General features: G+C 41.1%; 20 protein-coding genes and 2 pseudogenes. 17 read left to right on the plus strand and 5 right to left on the minus strand.

Annotation, left to right across the window (positions count from 1 at the left end; translation table 11 throughout):
* From HT721_RS11115 to HT721_RS05450, 4 genes and pseudogenes are all read left to right on the plus strand, one after another.
* Positions 1-1,086, plus strand: a pseudogene (locus HT721_RS11115) (DUF1542 domain-containing protein); the annotation flags it as partial.
* 164 nt (positions 1,087-1,250) lie between these two features.
* Positions 1,251-1,907 carry a response regulator transcription factor VncR gene (gene vncR, locus HT721_RS05440; RefSeq protein ID WP_173229243.1) on the plus strand — a complete coding sequence of 219 codons (657 nt, stop codon included), beginning with the start codon at positions 1,251-1,253 and terminating at the stop codon, positions 1,905-1,907.
* On the plus strand, positions 1,904-3,232 hold the full coding sequence (vncS, locus tag HT721_RS05445; protein ID WP_173229245.1) for a sensor histidine kinase VncS: 1,329 nt from the start codon (positions 1,904-1,906) through the stop codon (positions 3,230-3,232). Before vncR ends, vncS begins: the two co-directional genes overlap by 4 nt.
* 140 nt (positions 3,233-3,372) lie before the next feature.
* Positions 3,373-4,254 carry a class II fructose-bisphosphate aldolase gene (locus HT721_RS05450; protein ID WP_001019001.1) on the plus strand — a complete coding sequence of 294 codons (882 nt, stop codon included), beginning with the start codon at positions 3,373-3,375 and terminating at the stop codon, positions 4,252-4,254.
* A 318-nt stretch (positions 4,255-4,572) separates the two neighbouring features.
* On the opposite strand, the gene HT721_RS05455 is transcribed toward HT721_RS05450, so the two are convergent.
* The 5 genes from HT721_RS05455 to HT721_RS05475 form a co-directional block, all read right to left on the minus strand.
* Entirely contained in the window at positions 4,573-5,763 is a 1,191-nt protein-coding gene (locus tag HT721_RS05455; protein WP_173229247.1) for a ferric reductase-like transmembrane domain-containing protein, read from the minus strand.
* Between the two features lie 215 nt (positions 5,764-5,978).
* Entirely contained in the window at positions 5,979-6,638 is a 660-nt protein-coding gene (locus HT721_RS05460) for an amino acid ABC transporter permease (protein WP_000443889.1), read from the minus strand.
* 9 nt (positions 6,639-6,647) lie between these two features.
* The gene (locus HT721_RS05465; RefSeq protein ID WP_000131137.1) at positions 6,648-7,325 is read right to left on the minus strand and encodes an amino acid ABC transporter permease; all 678 of its coding nucleotides are present in this window, start codon (positions 7,323-7,325) and stop codon (positions 6,648-6,650) included.
* Positions 7,326-7,337: 12 nt separating this feature from the next.
* A complete protein-coding gene (locus HT721_RS05470) occupies positions 7,338-8,132 on the minus strand; it encodes a transporter substrate-binding domain-containing protein (protein ID WP_138701764.1) in 795 nt (264 codons plus the stop codon).
* 10 nt (positions 8,133-8,142) lie between these two features.
* The gene (locus tag HT721_RS05475) at positions 8,143-8,901 is read right to left on the minus strand and encodes an amino acid ABC transporter ATP-binding protein (protein ID WP_138701765.1); all 759 of its coding nucleotides are present in this window, start codon (positions 8,899-8,901) and stop codon (positions 8,143-8,145) included.
* Between the two features lie 176 nt (positions 8,902-9,077).
* On the opposite strand from HT721_RS05475, the gene recJ reads away from it, so the two are divergent.
* The 13 genes and pseudogenes from recJ (at position 9,078) to HT721_RS05540 (ending at position 22,873) form a co-directional block, all read left to right on the plus strand.
* Positions 9,078-11,297, plus strand: coding sequence for a single-stranded-DNA-specific exonuclease RecJ (recJ, locus tag HT721_RS05480; protein WP_173213890.1), 2,220 nt, complete (start codon positions 9,078-9,080; stop codon positions 11,295-11,297).
* A gap of 328 nt (positions 11,298-11,625) precedes the next feature.
* Positions 11,626-11,940, plus strand: a complete 315-nt coding sequence (locus HT721_RS05485) for a YdcP family protein (RefSeq protein WP_000420682.1) — start codon at positions 11,626-11,628, stop codon at positions 11,938-11,940.
* A gap of 15 nt (positions 11,941-11,955) precedes the next feature.
* Positions 11,956-12,342 carry a YdcP family protein gene (locus HT721_RS05490; protein WP_000985015.1) on the plus strand — a complete coding sequence of 129 codons (387 nt, stop codon included), beginning with the start codon at positions 11,956-11,958 and terminating at the stop codon, positions 12,340-12,342.
* A 28-nt stretch (positions 12,343-12,370) separates the two neighbouring features.
* Positions 12,371-13,594, plus strand: a complete 1,224-nt coding sequence (locus HT721_RS05495) for an FtsK/SpoIIIE domain-containing protein (RefSeq protein ID WP_050077837.1) — start codon at positions 12,371-12,373, stop codon at positions 13,592-13,594.
* Positions 13,595-13,596: 2 nt separating this feature from the next.
* Positions 13,597-13,749 (plus strand): hypothetical protein, encoded by a 153-nt coding sequence (locus HT721_RS05500; protein WP_000879507.1) that lies wholly within the window; start codon positions 13,597-13,599, stop codon positions 13,747-13,749.
* 22 nt (positions 13,750-13,771) lie between these two features.
* On the plus strand, positions 13,772-14,977 hold the full coding sequence (mobT, locus tag HT721_RS05505) for a MobT family relaxase (protein ID WP_000398284.1): 1,206 nt from the start codon (positions 13,772-13,774) through the stop codon (positions 14,975-14,977).
* A 42-nt stretch (positions 14,978-15,019) separates the two neighbouring features.
* Positions 15,020-15,241, plus strand: coding sequence for a hypothetical protein (locus HT721_RS05510; RefSeq protein WP_001009056.1), 222 nt, complete (start codon positions 15,020-15,022; stop codon positions 15,239-15,241).
* Between the two features lie 116 nt (positions 15,242-15,357).
* The gene (locus tag HT721_RS05515) at positions 15,358-15,855 is read left to right on the plus strand and encodes an antirestriction protein ArdA (protein WP_000342539.1); all 498 of its coding nucleotides are present in this window, start codon (positions 15,358-15,360) and stop codon (positions 15,853-15,855) included.
* A gap of 88 nt (positions 15,856-15,943) precedes the next feature.
* Positions 15,944-16,335, plus strand: a pseudogene (locus tag HT721_RS05520) (conjugal transfer protein).
* Positions 16,319-18,766, plus strand: coding sequence for an ATP-binding protein (locus HT721_RS05525; protein WP_000331160.1), 2,448 nt, complete (start codon positions 16,319-16,321; stop codon positions 18,764-18,766). Before HT721_RS05520 ends, HT721_RS05525 begins: the two are co-directional and overlap by 17 nt.
* Before the next feature lie 2 nt (positions 18,767-18,768).
* The gene (locus HT721_RS05530) at positions 18,769-20,946 is read left to right on the plus strand and encodes a YtxH domain-containing protein (RefSeq protein WP_173229249.1); all 2,178 of its coding nucleotides are present in this window, start codon (positions 18,769-18,771) and stop codon (positions 20,944-20,946) included.
* A complete protein-coding gene (locus HT721_RS05535) occupies positions 20,943-21,944 on the plus strand; it encodes a bifunctional lysozyme/C40 family peptidase (RefSeq protein WP_000769868.1) in 1,002 nt (333 codons plus the stop codon). Before HT721_RS05530 ends, HT721_RS05535 begins: the two co-directional genes overlap by 4 nt.
* On the plus strand, positions 21,941-22,873 hold the full coding sequence (locus tag HT721_RS05540; protein ID WP_001224318.1) for a conjugal transfer protein: 933 nt from the start codon (positions 21,941-21,943) through the stop codon (positions 22,871-22,873). Before HT721_RS05535 ends, HT721_RS05540 begins: the two co-directional genes overlap by 4 nt.
* Positions 22,874-22,897 lie beyond the last annotated feature (24 nt).

Below are 22,897 nucleotides of genomic sequence, written 5' to 3' on the forward strand. Positions count from 1 at the left end.
GAAACTTCAGAAGCAGGAAATTTGGAAGCTTTAGATTCGCATAAAGAGAATAAACTTTCGGAAATTAAGGGTAGTTCCTTATCAGCTGAAGATAAGAAAGCTGCTATAGAAAAAGTAAATAAATTTACCGAAAAAGCAATAAAAGAGTTAGAGAAAGCAAGTAGTTCTGAAGAACAAGCGAAAGTTGTCGATAAATATGAAGAAGATTTAAGAACTATTGATGTACCAAATGTTGAATATCCAAAAACTGATTTTAACAGACCTGTTGAAAGTCATACTGGAGGTACAACTATAGATGCAAACAGTACAGTTCCTAATAGCGCACTAACTTCTAGCAATCCATCTTCTCAGCCATCTTCATCACAAACACAACCTGCGGCAACGTCAGACAGTTCTGCAACTAGTAACTCAGGTTTCCGAAGTGCAGGAACTTACCAACCTCGAGTAACTCGTCGTCGTAGAAGTATTGAGGAACCGCAAAACACAGTCTCTATTTATTATAATTTTGATGGTATGAAAGATATTCCAGGATTCTTCGGTGACCCTGGTGAAAAAAATGATATTGAGATTCCAAAAGATGTTTCTAGGGAAAAAGTCAAATCACTGATTAAAGAAAAAATAGATGCCAAAAAATCAGAATTAGCTAAAAGAGGATATCAATTTTCAGAAGATGTATTCGTTGAGTATAATCATCAAGACGCAACTCATTATGACTACGTAGTCACATTCACTAAGGAAACTACAGGAACCACAGGTTTCAGAATGGCTCCAGCAGTTCAACCACGCGCTAGCAGAAATCGTAGAAGTATAGAACAGCCAGCTCCTCAAAAGGTCAAAGTCAATGTTTTTTATAACTTTGATCAAATGAAGGATATTGCAGGTTTCTTAGGAGATATCAATGGAACTCCTCTTGAAGTCGCAGCTGGTTCAACAGATGATGAAGTAAAAGCAGCAGTCAAGAACCAAGTTGATGCCAAGAAAGAGGAATTACGTAAACGTGGTTATACTGTTAAAGAAGACTATCTCTATAAAAACAATGGGAAAGATTATAATTACGTTGTAACATTTTCAAAAGCAGCTAAATAAATTTCATTCTATAGAGAGTGAAATGTGAGCAGAGAGAGCGATAGGCTCTCTTTGTTTTATCTAGTGGTCAGTTGCTTACATACAAAATGCCAGCAAGAAACTATAATAGAAAATAGAGTAGGTATTTATTCTAAGAAAAATAAAAAATAGAGAGCAGTTAAAGTATGAAAATTTTAATTGTAGAAGATGAAGAGATGATCCGTGAGGGGATCAGTGACTATTTGACGGATTGTGGTTATGAAACCATTGAGGCAGCAGATGGTCAGGAAGCCTTGGAGCAATTTTCTAGCTATGAGGTAGCCTTGGTTTTACTGGATATCCAGATGCCCAAGCTCAATGGTCTGGAAGTCCTAGCTGAGATTCGCAAAACCAGTCAGGTGCCTGTATTGATGCTGACAGCCTTTCAGGATGAAGAATACAAGATGAGTGCCTTTGCCTCTCTGGCAGATGGCTATCTGGAAAAACCTTTTTCCCTCTCCCTCTTAAAAGTAAGGGTGGACGCGATTTTCAAGCGCTATTATGATACGGGACGAATCTTCTCCTATAAGGATACCAAGGTGGACTTTGAGAGCTACAGTGCAAGCCTAGCAGGTCAAGAAGTGGCTCTCAATGCTAAAGAGTTGGAAATTCTGGACTATCTGGTTAAAAATGAAGGAAGGGCCTTGACCCGATCTCAGATAATCGATGCCGTTTGGAAAGCGACAGATGAGGTTCCCTTTGACCGTGTCATTGATGTTTATATCAAGGAACTGCGGAAAAAGCTAGACTTGGATTGTATCCACACTGTGCGCAATGTTGGTTATAAATTGGAGCGAAAATGAAACGAACAGGTTTATTTAAAAAGATATTTATCTATACCTTCTCGATTTTTAGTGTTCTGGTTATTTGTCTTCATTTGGCTATTTATTTTCTTTTTCCCTCGACTTATCTGACCCATCGTCAGGAAACTATTGGTCAGAAAGCGACAGCAATTGCCCAGTCCCTAGAAGGGAAAGATAGGCAGAATATCGAGCAAGTCTTAGACTTGTATTCTCAGACCAGTGAGATCAAGGGAGCTGTCAAGGGAGAAATGACCGAGGATAAGTTAGAGGTCAAGGACAGTCTTCCTCTGGATACAGATCGCCAGACAACCTCTCTCTTTATTGAGGAGCGTGAGGTGAAAACGCAGGACGGTGGCACCATGACCCTGCAATTTTTAGCTTCCATGGACTTGCAAAAGGAAGCAGAGCAGATCAGTCTCCAATTTCTTCCCTATACCTTGCTGGCATCCTTTCTGATTTCCCTCTTGGTGGCCTATATCTATGCTCGGACTATCGTTGCCCCGATCTTGGAAATCAAGCGGGTGACTCGTAGAATGATGGAACTGGATTCCCAAGTGCGATTGCGCGTGGATTCCAAGGATGAGATCGGTGATCTCAAGGAACAAATCAATAGCCTCTACCAGCATCTTTTGACTGTCATTGCGGACTTGCATGACAAGAATGAAGCCATTCTCCAGCTGGAAAAGATGAAGGTTGAATTCCTACGAGGAGCTTCTCATGAATTGAAAACACCGCTGGCTAGTTTGAAAATCCTAATCGAAAACATGAAAGAAAATGTCGGCCGTTATAAGGATCGAGACCACTATCTGGGAGTTGCTTTGGAGATTGTGGATGAGCTTAATCATCACGTTCTCCAGATACTTTCTCTCTCGTCTGTGCAGGAGTTGCGAGATGATAGGGAAAAAATTGATCTACTCCAGATGACGCAAAGTCTGGTTAAGGATTATGCCTTGCTAGCCAAGGAAAGAGAGCTTCAGATAGACAATAGTTTGACCCATCAGCAAGCTTATCTAAATCCATCAGTTATGAAGTTAATCCTGTCTAATCTTATCAGCAATGCCATCAAGCACTCTGTTCCAGGTGGCTTGGTTCGCATTGGCGAAAGAGAAGGGGAGTTCTTTATCGAAAATAGCTGTAGTCCTGAAGAACAAGAAAAACTGGCCCAGTCTTTTTCCGACAATGCTAGTCGCAAGGCCAAGGGTTCGGGGATGGGGCTCTTTGTTGTCAAAAGTTTATTAGAACATGAAAAATTACCTTATCGTTTTGAAATGCAAGAGAATCGTTTAACCTTCTTTATAGCTTTTCCAAAAGTCGCCCAAGACTAGGGAGAGAAAGGGGTTACATAGATGAAGCTAGAAGAAATTCAATCGAAACTGCGGGAAAAACTAGATTTTTTTGTCAAAAAGTGATAAAATGAACAATGTAAATGGGATGACCCATAAAAATATACAGGAGGCCTGATAAAATGGCAATCGTTTCAGCAGAAAAATTTGTCCAAGCAGCTCGTGACAACGGTTATGCAGTTGGTGGATTTAACACAAACAACCTTGAGTGGACTCAAGCTATCTTGCGTGCAGCAGAAGCTAAAAAAGCTCCAGTTTTGATCCAAACTTCAATGGGTGCTGCTAAATACATGGGTGGTTATAAAGTTGCTCGCAACTTGATCGCTAACCTTGTTGAATCAATGGGTATCACTGTACCAGTAGCTATCCACCTTGACCACGGTCACTACGAAGATGCACTTGAGTGTATCGAAGTTGGTTACACTTCAATCATGTTTGACGGTTCACACCTTCCAGTTGAAGAAAACCTTAAATTGGCTAAAGAAGTTGTTGAAAAGGCACACGCTAAAGGTATCTCAGTAGAAGCTGAAGTTGGTACTATCGGTGGTGAAGAAGACGGAATCATCGGTAAAGGTGAATTGGCTCCAATCGAAGATGCTAAAGCAATGGTTGAAACTGGTATCGACTTCTTGGCAGCTGGTATCGGTAACATCCACGGTCCTTACCCAGCAAACTGGGAAGGTCTTGACCTTGACCACTTGCAAAAATTGACAGAAGCTCTTCCAGGATTCCCAATCGTATTGCACGGTGGTTCAGGTATTCCTGATGAGCAAATCCAAGCAGCTATCAAACTTGGTGTTGCGAAAGTTAACGTTAACACAGAATGCCAAATCGCATTCGCTAACGCAACTCGTAAATTTGCTCGTGACTACGAAGCAAACGAAGCAGAATACGACAAGAAAAAACTCTTCGACCCACGTAAATTCTTGGCTGACGGTGTAAAAGCTATCCAAGCATCAGTTGAAGAACGTATCGACGTATTCGGTTCAGAAGGTAAAGCATAATCTAGCTGAATAATACAGATGAAACCTGCCCATTGGGTGGGTTTTTTGATTTCAAGCTACTCGTTTTAGTATAGTAAACTGAAACTAGACTAGCACAATGCTGCTTCTATAGCATTTTGAAACTGGAATAGGACGCCATGACTGCTAAAAGATTTCTATAAATTCATTTGATTTTCCTAATCAATTTGTTCGTATCCTATTTCATTCCACTATAAAACATTCTTATCAATTGATTTGAATGCCAAAATTGCATCGCTCCGGTCTTATTTCATTTGGCTATAAAAAACTCTCCTAGAATTCTCAGGGGAGTATGAGTGGTTATTTGAACTTAAATCCTTCGTAAATAAGCTCTGTTTTTGGATTTTGTTTCTTAATCTGTTTGGCAAGTGACCTCATCATAGAAAGAGGACCACACATATAGATGCTTGCATGTTCGGGCACTTCTTCTTGATCAAAATTAAGATAGCCGTCTTTCCTACTGTCTACTAGATGGAGTTCAAAATTAGGATTTTTCTGAGCATAGTCACGGAGCAAATCTAGATAAACTGCATTTTCCTCTCCACGGAAGCTATAGTAGAAGTGAACCTGTTTATCTAAAATAGGATGTTCACGGATGTAAGAGATGAAGGGGGTGATCCCGATGCCTCCAGCAATCCAAACCTGATTTTCTCGTCCTTCTTCTATAATCATGTGTCCGTAAGCTCTGTCTACGCTTACTTTGCTGCCGACTTGAAGATTATCATAGATATTCTTGGTATGGTCGCCTGAATTTTTGACAGTAAAGTAAAGAGTTTGGCCATGACCTCCTGAGATAGAAAAGGGATGCGGAGCACTTTCAAAGCCTTCTTGGAAAATCTTTAGAAAGGCAAATTGTCCTGATTGATAGTTGAAAGGTCTGCTAAGATGGATTTGAATTTCTCTAGTATCGTGATTTAAGCGTTTGAGATTGGTGATTTTCCCTAGATAGGGGAAGGAAATCTTTTGATAAAGGAAGATGATGTAAAAACCAGCCAGTAAGCCTAAAAGGGCATAGCTACCAACAAGAAAACTTAGAAGATTAAATGTGAGGAGGCGATTGCCCATTATCATGTAGACATGAAAGAGTCCAAAAATATAAGCTAGGTAAACCATGCGGTGGATCCATCGCCAAGCTTCGTATTGGATGTATTTGCCTAAATAGGCGACAAGGATGATGCTGGCAAAGATATAGATAGCAAGATTGCCAAACTGAGCAGCTAAGCGAGTGCCCCACAAGCCGCCCATACTAAAGTTATGAAAGATGAGTAGGATGATGGAGAGAAAGGCTGTGAATTTGTGGACAGTATAGACCTTCTCCAAACCGTGAAACCAGCTTTCTAGTAGGGGGAGACGAGTGGCTAGGATAAAAGTCAGAGATAGGCTTGTTAAAGCTAGTCCTGGAATCATGAATTGGGGAGAAGTGTTCATCCAAGTCAACATAGTCAAGATAAAACTAGCTATGATAAAGAGTAGTCCTTTGAGTGCTTTCATAGAAAATTCCATTTCATTTAGATTTGATTTGTTGTAAATAAATTTGTTACATTTTATCATAGAAAAAGTATGGTGTCAAATTGAGGTCTATAAATATCTACTCTCATCAAAAAAACTCTCCAATTGAACTGGAGAGTGGCTGTTTATACTCAATGAAAATNNCATATATACGGCAAGGTGAAGCTGACGTGGTTTGAAGAGATTTTCGAAGAGTATTATTCTGCAGCTTGTTGCCAGCGTTTTGCTAGCATATGAGACAGACTAGAGATTGCTAGGTTAAAGCTGAAGTAGATGAGGGCAATCAGGATATACAGACTGAAGACTTGCTCTGGTTCGAAATAACGGCCCATGAGAATTTGGCTAGCTCCAAAGAGCTCTTGCAGGGCGATGACAGAGTAGAGGAGACTGGTATCCTTAATCACGGTTACAAACTGAGAAATGATGGCTGGCAACATTTTGCGAATAGCTTGTGGGAGAATGATGTGGTAGAGGATTTGTGCAGAAGTAAATCCTTGTGACATTCCTGCTTCGTACTGCCCCTTGTCCACGGCATTGAGACCGCCTCGGATAATCTCAGCCAGGGCCGCTGATGTAAAGAGAGTAAAGGCTGTAATACCTGCTGGAGTGGATTTCATCTTGAAAACTAAAAAGATAGTGAAAATCCAGAGGAGGTTGGGAACGTTACGCACAAACTCGATATAAATGCTGGAGATAATGCGTAAGACAGGATTTTTCCCATTCCTCATGACGGCTAGCACCGTTCCGATAAGGGTAGAGAGGACGATGGCAATCAGAGAAATGTAGAGGGTCAAGCCAAATCCTTTAAAGATAAAGACTAGGTTATCTGGGGTTAAAACTTCTAAAATGGATTCCATAGTAACCTCCTAAAGTGAATAGGCTTTTTTGTTGGCTTGCTCCATCTTGCGACCAAACTGGGCAACAGGGAAGCATAGAGAAAAGTAGAGAAGGGCAGCACCTAGAAAGGCTGGGATGTAATTTCCGTTGAGGGCTGACCAAGACTTGGTCACAAACATCAAGTCCACTCCAGAGATGATAGCAACTGTCGAGGTATTCTTGATGAGGTTGACGATTTGATTGGTCAAAGGAGGGAGAATGATACGGAAGGCCTGAGGCAAGATAATCAAGCGCATGGCGCTGATATAGGTAAAACCTTGCGACAAGGCGGCCTCCATCTGACCGCTAGGAATAGACTGAATACCTGAGCGAATCACCTCAGCGATATAGGCGCCGTGATAGAGACCCACGCAGAGAACGGCTGTCCAATAAATTGGAATCATGATGATATGGTCACTGATAAGAGGTAGGCCATAAAAAACGATAACAAACTGCACCAAGAGGGGAGTATTTTGGTAAAATTCGACAAAGATGCGAGCTAAAATTCTCAATATTGGACGCTTGCTGGTTGACATGGCTCCAAAGAAGATGCCCAAAACCATGGCTAGGATAAAAGATCCGATAGCTAGTGCAAGAGTGAAGAGGAAACCATTGAAAAATTGTCCAAAATCCTGAAAATAGGCTGTCCAAGATGATAAATCTGTCATGGGGTATCCTCCTTAATCTGCAGTATGGCTAGATGGTTTGAGCTTGTAACGGTCATAAAGTTTCTGCAAACTACCATCCTTGCTCCATTTAGTAACCAAGTTATCAAGATACTTGGTTAGCTCGGTATTTGATTTCTTGGTAACGATACCGTAGTCAGATGGCTTGAAACTATCATCTAGTAGTACTGTGCGCTTGCTGATGTAGCCAGACAGAATCGAGCGGTCAACGGAAAAGGCATCGATACGATGAGCGTGCAGGGAAGTAATCAATTCTGGGTAGGAACCAAGTTCGACGAATTTAAACTTCAGACCTTTCTTTTTACCCAGTTCAGTAATCAGGCGTTGGGTGATGGAACCTTGGGCAACTCCGATGGTTTTGCCGTTTAGGTCCTCAATCTTTTTGATTTTGGCAGACTTATTGACCAAAAATCCAGATGCGTCTGTGTAGTAGGGACTGGTAAAGTTGTAGAGTTTTTTGCGTTCGTCTGTGATGGTGAAGGTTGCAATGTCCATGTCAACCTGTTCATTGTCTAGAAGGGGGCCACGTGTCTGAGCGGTAACAGGCACATAGCGAACCTTGACCTTGAGCTCATCAGCGACCATCTTGGCTAAGTCCGTTTCGATACCAGAATAGGTCCCTGTCTTGGGATCCTTGTAACCGAAATTGGGAACGTCTTGTTTGACACCAACAACCAGCTCGCCTCTTTTTTGAATATCTGCGACACTGGTATCAGCCTGAACTGGTTTTGTAGCAGCAAGGCCCAAAAGGCTAATCAATAATGCTGATAAAAAGAATTTCTTTTTCATAGGCGCCTCCTTATTTGACTTTGTCACTTTCGTGGTTGATGATTTTGCTGAGGAATTGTTGGGCACGAGGTTCGCTTGGATTGTCGAAAAAGTCATCAACATCTGTCGTATCCACCAACACTTCTCCATCAGCCATAAAGATGATGCGGTCCGCAACTTCACGGGCAAAGCCCATTTCATGGGTGACGACAATCATATTCATACCATCGTGGGCCAATTTTTGCATAACTGCCAGAACGTCTCCGATAGTTTCAGGGTCAAGGGCGGATGTTGGTTCATCGAAGAGGAGGAGTTCCGGATGCATAGCGAGTCCACGTGCAATGGCAATCCGTTGCTTTTGTCCACCAGACAGCATGGCTGGATATGAATCTTTCTTGTCCCACATATTTACAAATTCCAGATATTTTTGGGCTGTTTTTTCAGCTTCTTTTTTATCAATTCCTAGAACTTTTATGGGTGCAAGTGTTACGTTTTCTAACACTGTTTTGTGAGGGTAGAGGTTAAAATGCTGGAAAACCATGCCGACTTCCTTACGTAGAGGCACTAAAACTTTCTGGCTGGCACCAGCAACTTGGTGGCCATTGACTAGAAGACTTCCCTTGTCGACAGCCTCCAAACCATTGATGGTGCGGATAAGAGTGGACTTCCCAGAACCAGATGGACCTAGGAGGACAACAACTTGCCCTTTTTCAAAACGGAGATTGATGTCGCGGAGTGCGTGGTAGTCTCCGTAATATTTTTCGACGTGTTCAAATTCTACTAAAGCCATAAGGAATCTCCTTTGTGTTAGATTTTATAACATGATTCTACACCAAAAAATTTGTCTTGTCAAATCATATCTGAAAAAATTCACTAAAATTTTATAAAAAAGCAATCTGGATAGAGAAAACGTCTAAATCATGTTATAATGAAGCAATAGAATTCTTAGAAAGAGTGGATGTCTTTTTGATAACACCTACTTATGAATGGCAGTTTGCCCCGCAGGTTGAAGATGCGGATTTTACAAAGATAGCCAAGAAGGCTGGACTGGGTCCTGAGGTGGCTCGGTTATTATTTGAAAGAGGGATTCAGGACCAAGAAAGTCTGAAAAAGTTTTTAGAGCCTTCCTTGAAGGACTTGCATGATCCTTATCTGCTCCATGATATGGACAAGGCAGTGGAACGAATTCGTCAGGCCATTGAAGAAGGGGAAAGTATTCTCGTTTATGGAGACTACGATGCGGATGGCATGACTTCGGCTTCGATTGTGAAGGAAAGTTTGGAACAGCTTGGTGCTGAGTGCCGTGTTTACTTGCCAAATCGTTTCACTGATGGCTATGGACCTAATGCCAGTGTCTATAAATACTTTATCGAGCAAGAAGGGATTTCCTTAATTGTGACAGTGGACAATGGGGTTGCTGGTCATGAAGCAATTGAATTGGCCCAGTCTATGGGAGTGGATGTCATTGTGACTGACCACCATTCCATGCCTGAAACCTTGCCAGATGCCTATGCCATTGTCCATCCTGAGCATCCAGATGCAGACTATCCTTTCAAATATTTGGCTGGTTGTGGAGTGGCTTTTAAGCTGGCTTGTGCCCTTTTGGAGGAAGTCCAAGTGGAACTGCTTGACTTGGTGGCTATCGGAACTATTGCTGATATGGTGAGTTTGACGGATGAAAACCGTATCTTGGTTCAATATGGTCTGGAAATGTTAGGTCATACCCAGCGCATCGGCCTGCAAGAAATGCTGGATATGGCTGGGATAGCTGCCAACGAAGTAACAGAAGAAACGGTTGGTTTCCAGATTGCCCCTCGTTTGAATGCCTTGGGCCGCTTGGATGATCCCAATCCAGCCATTGATTTGTTGACTGGCTTTGATGATGAGGAGGCGCACGAGATTGCCCTCATGATTCATCAGAAAAACGAAGAGCGCAAGGAAATCGTTCAGTCTATCTATGAAGAAGCTAAGACTATGGTGGATTCTGAGAAGAAGGTCCAAGTCTTGGCCAAGGAAGGTTGGAATCCTGGGGTTCTGGGTATTGTCGCTGGTCGTTTATTGGAAGAACTAGGGCAGACAGTCATCGTTCTCAATATAGAGGACGGTCGTGCCAAGGGTAGTGCCCGTAGTGTGGAAGCGGTCGATATTTTTGAAGCCCTAGATCCCCATCGCGACCTCTTCATCGCCTTTGGTGGCCATGCTGGTGCGGCTGGTATGACGCTGGAAGTTGAGAAACTTTCAGATTTATCTCAGGTTTTGGAAGACTATGTCCGTGAAAAAGGCGCAGATGCTGGTGGCAAGAATAAGTTAAACCTAGATGAAGAGTTGGATTTGGAGACTTTGAGTCTTGAAACAGTCAAGAACTTTGAGCGCTTGGCACCTTTTGGAATGGACAATCAGAAACCTATCTTTTATATCAAGGATTTTCAGGTCGAAAGTGCTCGTACTATGGGAGCAGGAAATGCCCATCTCAAGCTGAAAATTTCCAAGGGTGAGGCGAGTTTTGAAGTGGTGGCCTTTGGCCAAGGCAGATGGGCGACAGAGTTTTCTCAAACCAAAAATCTAGAGTTGGCAGTCAAATTGTCTGTCAATCAATGGAATGGTCAAACTGCCCTGCAGTTGATGATGGTGGATGCGCGTGTGGAAGGTGTTCAACTCTTTAACATTCGTGGGAAAAATGCAGTCTTGCCAGAAGGAGTTCCAGTCTTGGATTTTGCTGGGGAAGTGCCAGATTTAGCGACTAGTAACGCGGTTGTTGTAAAAACCATTCCTGAGGATATTACACTGCTGAAGACCATTTTTCAGGAACAGAATTTCTCTGCTGTCTATTTCAAAAATGACATTGATAAGGCCTATTATCTGACAGGTTATGGGACTAGAGAGCAGTTTGCCAAATTGTACAAGACCATTTACCAGTTCCCAGAGTTTGATATTCGCTATAAGCTCAAGGATTTGGCAGTTTATCTTAATATTCAACAAATCTTGCTGGTCAAGATGATTCAAGTATTTGAAGAGCTAGGCTTTGTGACCATCAAAGATGGTGTCATGACAGTCAATAAAGAAGCGCCAAAGCGAGAGATAGGAGAAAGTCAGATTTATCAAAATCTCAAACAAACCGTCAAAGACCAAGAAATGATGGCGCTGGGTACCGTGCAAGAAATTTATGACTTTTTCAAAGAAAAATAGCATAAAAATCTAGTTATCCGCATAAAAACTGGACTTATCACACTTTATCAAGGTCAAAACCACTCAATTTACTACTAATTTACTACTTATGAATGAGCTTTGATACGACGATTTATCCTTGAAAAGTGAAGATATAAAGATACTTCCAATAAAATTTGAATATTTAATAGGTAGACACTTCAAAAAATGAGGTGTCTATTTTTTTACCCGATTTTGAAAGGAAGTGAACTTATGAAAACAAAAAATCAAGAATCAAAAGGTCGTTCCCCACTCTTTAAGACCATCAAACATTCATTCAGCCAATAAAAAAGAAAGGATAGGTAAAAATATGGAACTTAAATTTGTGATTCCCAACATGGAAAAAACATTCGGCAATTTAGAATTTGCTGGCGAGGATAAAGTCGTTCAGCGAAGAATCAACGGACGGCTAACTGTCTTATCAAGAAGCTATAATCTCTATTCTGATGTTCAAAGAGCAGATGATATTGTGGTGGTGCTTCCTGCTGAAGCTGGCGAAAAACATTTCGGCTTTGAGGAACGTGTGAAGTTAGTCAATCCACGTATTACCGCAGAGGGCTACAAAATCGGCACTCGTGGTTTTACAAATTACCTTTTACATGCTGACGACATGATAAAAGAATAAAGAAAGAGAGGAAAAATGATGAGATTAGCAAATGGCATTGTATTAGATAAAGACACGACTTTTGGAGAATTGAAATTCTCTGCTCTACGTCGTGAAGTGAGAATCCAAAATGAAGACGGGTCGGTTTCAGATGAAATCAAGGAACGTACCTATGACTTAAAATCCAAAGGACAAGGACGCATGATTCAAGTAAGTATTCCTGCCAGCGTGCCTTTGAAAGAGTTTGATTATAACGCACGGGTGGAACTTATCAATCCCATTGCGGACACCGTTGCTACTGCCACCTATCAAGGAGCAGATGTTGACTGGTATATCAAGGCAGACGATATTGTGCTGACAAAGGATTCTAGTTCATTCAAAGCTCAACCACAAGCAAAGAAAGAACCGACACAAGACAAATAGTCGCTAGGTAGAAAGGAGACTTTTTCGCATGAAACAGCGTGGTAAAAGGATTCGCCCATCTGGTAAAGATTTAGTCTTTCATTTTACGATAGCGTTTGTATTCAAACGGGTTCGCTATGATACGGTTAAACAACTTTACCACCGTCAAAAACTGGCAAAGATGATACTTGAAAACAAGTGGTATGAATCTGAACAGGTCAAAACAGAGGGTTTCTTTAAAGATAGTGCTGGTCGTACAAAGGAAAAGATAACCTACTTCCCTAAAATGTATTATCGACTTAAAAATGGCTTGATACAGATACGGGTGGAAATCACGCTGGGAAAATATCAAGACCAACTCTTACACTTGGAAAAGAAATTAGAGAGTGGCTTGTACTGTGAGCTGACGGATAAAGAGTTAAAGGATTCCTATGTGGAATATACTTTGCTCTATGACACCATAGCCAGTCGTATTTCTATTGATGAAGTAGAAGCTAAAGATGGTAAACTTCGCTTAATGAAAAACGTATGGTGGGAATATGATAAGCTCCCTCATATGTTGATTGCTGGTGGTACAGGTGGCGGTAAAACTTACTTTATACTGACACTGATTGAAGCCTTGCTTCATACAGATTCAAAACTGTATATTCTTGACCCGAAAAATGCTGACCTTGCGGACTTAGGTTCTGTGATGGCAAATGTCTACTATAGAAAAGAAGACTTGCTTTCTTGCATTGAAACATTCTATGAAGAAATGATGAAACGTAGTGAGGAAATGAAGCAGATGAAGAACTATAAGACTGGCAAAAATTATGCTTACTTAGGTCTCCCGGCACACTTCTTAATCTTTGATGAATACGTCGCTTTCATGGAAATGCTGGGAACAAAAGAAAACACCGCAGTTATGAATAAGCTGAAACAGATTGTCATGTTAGGTCGTCAAGCTGGCTTCTTTCTAATACTGGCTTGTCAACGTCCAGACGCAAAATATTTAGGCGACGGAATCCGTGATCAGTTTAATTTCAGAGTGGCTTTAGGTCGTATGTCTGAAATGGGCTATGGCATGATGTTTGGCAGTGACGTACAAAAGGATTTCTTCTTAAAGCGAATCAAAGGTCGTGGCTATGTTGATGTAGGAACAAGTGTCATATCAGAGTTTTATACTCCCCTTGTACCAAAAGGATATGATTTCTTGGAGGAAATTAAAAAGTTATCCAACAGCAGACAGTCCACGCAGGCGACGTGCGAAGCGGAAGTCGCAGGTGTGGACTGATCTTGCTGGCTGGTGTGGCAATAGCCACGCCAGCACTTAACCCCCCGTATCTAACAGGGGGGTACAAATCGACAGGAAACAGTCAAAAAAACATTAGAAAATCCTTTGGTTACAAGGGATTTACAAAATTTCAGCGTATGTCAAATGGGCTTTAAAAGTTGACATACGCCTTTTTGATTGGAGGGATTTTTACTGAATGAACAAACTTGGTTACAGCATTTAAAAGAAAAACGCTTGGCTTATGGACTATCTCAAAACCGTTTAGCTGTTGCGACTGGTATTACAAGGCAGTATCTAAGCGATATTGAAACAGGAAAAGTCAAGCCATCAGAGGATTTACAGCAGTCCCTTTGGGAAGCTCTGGAACGCTTCAATCCCGACGCTCCCCTTGAAATGCTGTTTGATTATGTAAGGATTCGCTTTCCGACAACAGACGTACAGCAGGTGGTCGAAAACATCTTACAACTGAAACTGTCCTATTTTCTTCATGAGGACTATGGTTTCTATTCTTATTCAGAGCATTATGCTTTAGGCGACATATTCGTCCTTTGCTCCCATGAACTGGACAAAGGAGTTCTGGTGGAATTGAAAGGTCGTGGGTGCAGACAATTTGAAAGCTATCTTCTGGCACAACAAAGAAGCTGGTATGAGTTCTTTATGGACGTTTTGGTGGCTGGCGGTGTGATGAAACGCCTTGACCTTGCCATTAACGATAAGACAGGGATTTTGAATATCCCTGTACTCACTGAAAAGTGCCAACAGGAAGAATGTATCTCCGTCTTCCGCAGTTTTAAAAGCTATCGCAGTGGCGAACTGGTACGCAAAGAGGAAAAGGAATGTATGGGAAACACCCTCTATATCGGTTCATTACAAAGTGAAGTTTATTTCTGTATCTATGAAAAGGACTACGAGCAGTACAAGAAAAATGATATTCCCATTGAAGACGCAGAAGTAAAAAACCGTTTTGAGATTCGATTGAAAAATGAGCGTGCCTATTATGCAGTCCGTGATTTACTCGTCTATGACAATCCAGAGCATACCGCCTTTAAAATTATCAATCGGTATATCCGTTTTGTAGATAAAGACGATTCCAAACCTCGTTCTGATTGGAAACTGAATGAAGAATGGGCTTGGTTTATTGGGAACAATCGTGAACGATTAAAACTAACCACAAAACCAGAGCCTTACTCCTTCCAAAGGACGCTGAACTGGCTATCTCATCAAGTTGCCCCGACCTTAAAGGTTGCGATTAAACTTGATGAAATCAACCAGACGCAGGTTGTAAAAGACATTCTCGACCATGCGAAACTGACAGACCGACACAAGCAGATTTTGAAGCAACAGTCAGTAAAAGAACAGGACGTGATAACAACAAAAAAATAACTCAAATACAAATTCATTGAATATAGAGAGGAGAACATTTTTATGAATTTTGGACAAAACCTTTATAACTGGTTTCTATCAAACGCTCAATCACTGGTGCTTTTAGCAATCGTTGTGATTGGCTTGTATCTTGGCTTCAAGCGTGAGTTTAGCAAACTGATTGGCTTTTTAATTATTGCGATTATTGCGGTTGGCTTAGTCTTCAACGCTGCTGGAGTAAAAGACATTTTACTAGAGCTATTCAATCGCATTATTGGTGCTTAAATAAAACCGTTCTTTTGTGGAATATAAGTGGTTTTCTTATGTTCCGCAAAGGAATGGTACACCAAACGAAGTGCGGTAGGGATTTTTGAATCTCTACAAAGAAAGGACGTGAATATATGGACGATATGCAAGTCTATATTGCGAATTTAGGCAAATACAATGAGGGCGAATTGGTCGGTGCGTGGTTTACCTTTCCCATTGACTTTGAGGAAGTCAAAGAGAAAATCGGCTTGAATGATGAATATGAGGAATACGCCATTCATGACTACGAGTTACCCTTTACGGTTGACGAATACACTTCCATTGGCGAACTCAATCGACTATGGGAAATGGTATCGGAATTACCCGAAGAATTACAATCGGAGCTATCTGCTCTGCTCACTCATTTTTCAAGCATTGAAGAACTAAGCGAACATCAAGAGGATATTATCATTCATTCCGATTGTGATGATATGTATGACGTGGCACGCTACTACATTGAAGAAACGGGTGCTTTAGGCGAAGTACCAGCTAGTCTTCAAAACTATATTGATTATCAAGCCTATGGTCGGGATTTAGACCTTTCAGGAACGTTTATCTCAACCAATCATGGGATTTTTGAAATCGTCTATTAAATCTGTCGGTACATTACTACTGGCAGATTTTCTATTTTACGGGGTGGCTCAATCAGCTACCCCTATTTTTTATGAAAGGATTGATTACATGAAGAAAATACGAAGCTATACCAGTATCTGGTCTGTGGAAAAGGTACTGTATTCTATCAATGATTTTAGACTTCCGTTTCCCATAACCTTTACGCAAATGACATGGTTTGTCGTGTCACTCTTTGCAGTGATGATACTTGGCAACTTGCCCCCTCTTTCCATGATAGAGGGAGCATTTCTCAAATACTTTGGGATTCCTGTGGCTTTCACATGGTTTATGTCTACAAAAACTTTTGATGGTAAAAAGCCTTATGGATTTTTGAAGTCTGTCATTGCTTATGCACTGCGACCAAAGCTGACCTATGCAGGAAAAAAGTAACGCTTGGCAGAAACCAGCCACAAGAAGCCATTACAGCAGTTAGGAGTGAATTTTATGGCATATCCAATTAAATACATTGAAAACAATCTCGTCTGGAATAAAGACGGGGAATGTTATGCTTACTATGAGCTTGTTCCTTACAATTACTCATTTCTAAGTCCAGAACAGAAAATACAAGTGCATGATTCTTTCAGACAGCTTATCGCACAAAATCGTGATGGCAAAATTCATGCTTTACAAATCAGTACAGAATCCAGCATACGTTCTGCACAAGAGCGTTCCAAAAATGAAGTCACTGGCAAGCTCAAAGCGGTTGCCTATGACAAAATCGACCAACAGACAGACGCTTTAATATCCATGATTGGCGAAAATCAAGTGAACTACCGTTTCTTTATCGGCTTTAAGTTGCTTCTCAACGATCAGGAGTTTTCTATGAAAAGTCTTACCGTTGAAGCAAAAAATGCTTTGTCTGATTTTGTCTATGATGTGAACCATAAGCTGATGGGCGATTTTGTTAGTATGAGTAATGATGAAATCCTGCGTTTTCAGAAGATGGAAAAGCTCTTAGAAAATAAAATCTCTCGTCGTTTCAAAATCCGCAGGTTAGATAAGGACGACTTCGGCTATCTGATTGAACACCTTTACGGACAGACAGGCACTGCCTATGAAGAGTATGAGTACCATCTATCAAAGAAAAAGCTGGATAATGAAACGCTGATTAAATACTATGACTTGATTAAGCCTACTCGCTGTTTGGTGGAAGAAAAACAGCGATATTTGAAAATCCAGCAGGAAGATGAAACCGTCTATGTAGCTTACTTTACCATTAACAGCATTGTCGGAGAACTGGACTTCCCGTCCTCTGAAATCTTCTACTACCAGCAACAGCAATTTACATTCCCGATTGATACGTCAATGAATGTGGAAATTGTAGCGAATCGTAAAGCCCTATCTACTGTCCGCAATAAAAAGAAAGAACTGAAAGACTTGGATAACCACGCTTGGCAAAGTGATAATGAAACCAGCTCCAATGTGGCGGAAGCTCTGGAAAGTGTGAATGAGCTGGAAACCAATTTAGACCAAAGCAAGGAATCTATGTACAAGCTGTCTTATGTGGTAAGGGTATCAGCAAATGATCTTGACGAACTCAAACGTCGTTGTAATGAAGTGAAAGATTTTTATGACGATTTAAGCGTAAAACTGGTACGACCATTTGGGGATATGCTCGGCTTACATGAAGAATTTTTACCTGCCAGCAAGCGTTATATGAATGATTATATTCAATACGTGACCTCTGATTTCCTCGCTGGTTTAGGTTTTGGTGCTACTCAAATGCTGGGGGAAAATGAGGGGATTTATGTTGGCTACAGCTTAGATACTGGACGCAATGTCTATCTGAAACCTGCTCTTGCCAGTCAAGGGGTTAAGGGTTCAGTAACCAATGCGTTAGCGTCGGCTTTTGTTGGTTCGCTGGGTGGTGGTAAATCCTTTGCGAATAACCTTATCGTCTATTATGCGGTGCTTTATGGGGCACAAGCAGTGATTGTAGACCCAAAAGCAGAACGTGGCAGATGGAAAGAAACCTTGCCAGAGATTTCCCATGAAATCAATATCGTCACTCTGACTTCTGATGAGAAAAACAAAGGCTTACTTGACCCTTATGTGATTATGAAAAATCCCAAAGATTCTGAATCACTGGCTATTGATATTCTGACATTCCTTACGGGGATTTCCTCTCGTGATGGGGAACGCTTCCCAATCCTTAGAAAAGCCATTCGTGCAGTAACCAATAGTGAAGTACGAGGGTTGATGAAAGTGATTGAGGAATTACGGGTTGAGAATACGCCACTAAGTACCAGTATAGCCGACCATATCGAAAGTTTTACAGACTATGACTTTGCACATTTATTATTCAGTAATGGTTATGTGGAGCAGTCTATCAGCTTAGAAAAACAACTGAACATTATACAGGTTGCGGACTTGGTACTTCCCGACAAGGAAACTTCCTTTGAGGAATATACCACTATGGAGCTTTTATCCGTTGCTATGCTGATTGTCATTAGTACCTTTGCTTTAGACTTTATCCATACAGACCGAAGCATTTTCAAGATTGTAGATTTAGACGAAGCATGGAGCTTTTTACAGGTAGCACAAGGAAAAACACTATCTATGAAGCTGGTTCGGGCTGGTCGTGCTATGAACGCTGGGGTATATTTCGTGACCCAAAATACAGACGACCTCTTAGATGAAAAACTGAAAAATAACCTCGGCTTAAAATTTGCATTTCGTTCCACTGACCTTAACGAGATTAAAAAGACCTTAGCCTTTTTTGGTGTAGACCCAGAGGACGAAAACAATCAGAAGCGATTGCGTGATTTGGAAAACGGGCAATGCCTTATCAGTGATTTATATGGTCGTGTCGGTGTGATACAGTTCCACCCTGTATTTGAAGAACTGCTCCATGCCTTTGATACCAGACCACCTGTGCGAAAAGAGGTGTAAATGTGAAACCATCAATAGTAAACAGAATAAAATCAAACTGGACGCTGAAACGTCTAGGTAAAGTGGCAATGACAGTGGCTTTCACACTTGTGATTGCCATTTTTCTTTTAGCCATGCTGGGAACGGTGGTTCAAGCTGCGGGCTTGGTAGATGATACGGTCAATGTGGCAAATGAATACAGCCGATACCCACTTGAAAACTATCAACTGGATTTTTATGTGGATAATAGCTGGGGCTGGCTTCCGTGGAACTGGTCGGACGGGATTGGAAAACAGGTCATGTATGGACTATATGCCATTACCAATTTTATTTGGACAATCAGTTTGTATGTTTCCAATGCGACAGGTTACTTAGTACAGGAAGCCTATTCCTTAGACTTCATTTCCGCTACAGCAGATTCCATTGGTAAGAATATGCAGACCTTAGCTGGTGTGAGTGCAAACGGATTTTCAACAGAGGGTTTCTATGTTGGATTCCTCTTACTCTTGATTTTGGTTCTTGGGGTTTATGTTGCCTATACGGGACTGATAAAGAGAGAAACCACAAAGGCAATTCATGCCATTATGAATTTTGTGCTGGTGTTTATCCTATCGGCTTCCTTTATTGCCTACGCTCCCGACTACATTAAAAAAATCAATGACTTTTCATCAGACATCAGTAATGCCAGTTTATCACTTGGCACGAAGATTGTCATGCCCCATTCCGATAGTCAAGGCAAGGACAGCGTGGACTTAATCAGAGATAGCCTGTTTTCCATACAGGTTCAGCAACCGTGGCTACTGCTTCAATACAACAGTTCAGACATTGAAAGTATCGGTATTGACCGTGTGGAAAGCCTGCTCTCCACCAGCCCAGATTCCAACAATGGCGAAGACAGAGAAAAAATTGTTGCGGAAGAAATTGAAGACAGAAGCAATACCAATCTAACCATTACAAAGACCATTAACCGTTTAGGTACAGTCTTCTTCCTATTTGTCTTCAATATTGGGATTTCCATATTTGTATTCCTATTAACAGGAATCATGATTTTCTCGCAGGTACTTTTTATCATCTATGCTATGTTTCTGCCTGTGAGCTTTATTTTAAGCATGATTCCATCATTTGATGGTATGTCAAAACGAGTCATAACAAAGCTCTTTAATACCATTTTGACACGAGCTGGAATCACATTGATTATTACGACAGCATTTAGTATTTCAACCATGCTCTATACCTTATCGGCTGGTTATCCGTTCTTTTTGATTGCTTTTCTACAGATTGTGACCTTTGCAGGAATCTACTTCAAGCTGGGCGATTTAATGAGTATGTTTTCTCTACAGAGTAACGATTCTCAAAGTGTGGGAAGTCGTGTGATGAGAAAACCTCGTATGCTTATGCACGCTCACATGCACCGTCTACAGCGGAAACTTGGACGTTCCATGACTACTCTAGGGGCTGGGTCTGCCATTGTTACAGGTAAAAAAGGACAGTCGGGTTCGGGGAGTTCTGCAAGGACACAAGCAGATCACTCCCGACCAGACGGAAAGGAAAAATCAACACTTGGAAAACGTATCGGTCAAACCATCGGTACAGTAGCTGATACCAAAGACAGAATGGTAGACACTGCTAGTGGTTTGAAAGAACAGGTTAAAGATTTGCCGACCAATGCAAGATATGCAGTATATCAAGGAAAATCCAAAGTAAAAGAGAATGTCCGTGATTTAACCAGTAGTATTTCTCAAACCAAAGCGGACAGAGCCAGTGGACGCAAGGAACAGCAGGAACAAAGGCGAAAAACCATTGCGAAGCGTCGCTCTGAAATGGAACAGGTCAAACAGAAAAAACAGCCTGCTTCTTCTGTTCATGAAAGACCGACTACAAGACAAGAACAATATCATGATGAACAGACCTCAAAACAGTCTAATATTCAGACTTCATATAAGGAATCTCAACAAGCCAAACAAGAGCGTCCAGCAGTTAAGTCCGATTTTTCAAGTCCAAAAGTGGAACGCCAAGGCAATACCGTTCAAGAAAAAACCGTTCAAAAGCCAGCAACTTCAACCACTACAGCAGATAGAACTTCACAACGTCCAATCACAAAAGAACGTCCGTCTACTGTTCAAAGAGTACCACTACAAAATACAAGAAGTAGACCACCAATCAAAACCGCCACCATTAAGAAAGTCGGTAAGAAACCATGAAGTTGAAAACTTTAGTGATTGGTGGTTCTGGATTATTCTTGATGGTCTTCTCACTGCTTCTGTTTGTTGCCATTTTATTTTCAGATGAACAGGACAGCGGAATTTCCAATATTCATTATGGAGGTGTGAATGTTTCCGCAGAAGTGCTGGCTCATAAGCCTATGGTAGAAAAATATGCCAAAGAATATGGCGTTGAAGAATATGTCAACATACTTCTTGCGATTATACAGGTGGAATCGGGCGGTACTGCGGAAGATGTTATGCAGTCCTCGGAATCCCTCGGTCTTCCACCTAATTCATTGAGTACAGAAGAATCCATTAAGCAAGGTGTGAAGTATTTCAGTGAATTATTAGCCAGTAGCGAAAGGCTCAGTGTAGATTTAGAATCGGTTATCCAGTCCTACAATTATGGTGGTGGTTTCTTAGGGTATGTGGCTAATCGTGGAAATAAATATACCTTTGAACTGGCTCAAAGTTTCTCAAAAGAGTATTCAGGTGGCGAAAAAGTGTCTTACCCCAATCCCATAGCCATACCTATCAATGGGGGCTGGCGATACAACTATGGCAATATGTTTTATGTGCAACTGGTAACGCAGTATCTTGTCACAACAGAGTTTGATGATGATACGGTACAAGCCATCATGGACGAAGCACTGAAATATGAGGGCTGGCGATACGTTTACGGTGGAGCTTCCCCGACTACTTCTTTTGATTGTAGCGGACTGACACAATGGACGTATGGAAAAGCTGGAATTAACTTACCACGAACCGCACAACAGCAATATGATGTGACCCAGCATATCCCACTATCGGAAGCACAAGCTGGCGATTTGGTTTTCTTTCATTCTACCTATAACGCTGGCTCTTATATTACTCATGTTGGGATATACCTTGGCAATAACCGTATGTTTCATGCAGGCGACCCAATCGGTTATGCCGACTTAACAAGCCCCTACTGGCAACAGCATTTAGTGGGAGCAGGACGAATCAAACAATGAGAAAGGAAGATTTAATGATGAAATTTAGAAAAAATCAGAATAAAGAAAAACAGATACCAAAGGAAAAGAAACCTCGTGTCTATAAGGTCAATCCTCATAAAAAGGTTGTGATTGCCTTGTGGGTACTTTTAGGGCTTAGTTTCAGCTTTGCGATATTCAAGCACTTTACAGCTATAGATACTCATACTATTCACGAAACAACTATCATAGAAAAGGAATACGTTGATACTCATCATGTAGAAAATTTTGTAGAGAACTTTGCGAAAGTCTACTATTCATGGGAGCAATCCGATAAGTCCATTGATAATCGAATGGAAAGTCTAAAAGGCTATCTGACAGATGAACTTCAAGCTCTCAATGTTGATACAGTACGCAAAGATATTCCTGTATCGTCTTCTGTAAGAGGATTTCAGATATGGACGGTAGAGCCAACTGGCGACAATGAGTTTAATGTAACCTACAGTGTAGACCAGCTCATTACAGAGGGAGAAAATACAAAGACCGTCCACTCTGCTTATATAGTGAGTGTCTATGTAGATGGTTCTGGAAATATGGTACTGGTTAAGAATCCGACCATTACCAACATACCTAAGAAATCAAGTTATAAACCAAAAGCCATTGAAAGTGAGGGGACGGTTGATTCCATTACAACCAATGAAATCAATGAGTTTTTAACGACGTTCTTCAAGCTCTATCCTACAGCGACAGCCAGTGAACTTTCCTACTATGTGAATGACGGGATATTAAAACCAATCGGAAAAGAGTACATCTTTCAAGAACTGGTAAATCCTATTCACAATCGTAAGGATAATCAAGTCACGGTATCGCTGACAGTGGAGTATATCGACCAGCAGACCAAAGCAACGCAGGTATCTCAATTTGATTTGGTACTTGAAAAGAACGGGAGTAATTGGAAGATTATAGAATAACAAATATTGGTACATTATTACAGC

The sequence above is a fragment of the Streptococcus sp. 4094 genome, from assembly GCF_013277125.1.
Lineage (GTDB): Bacteria > Bacillota > Bacilli > Lactobacillales > Streptococcaceae > Streptococcus.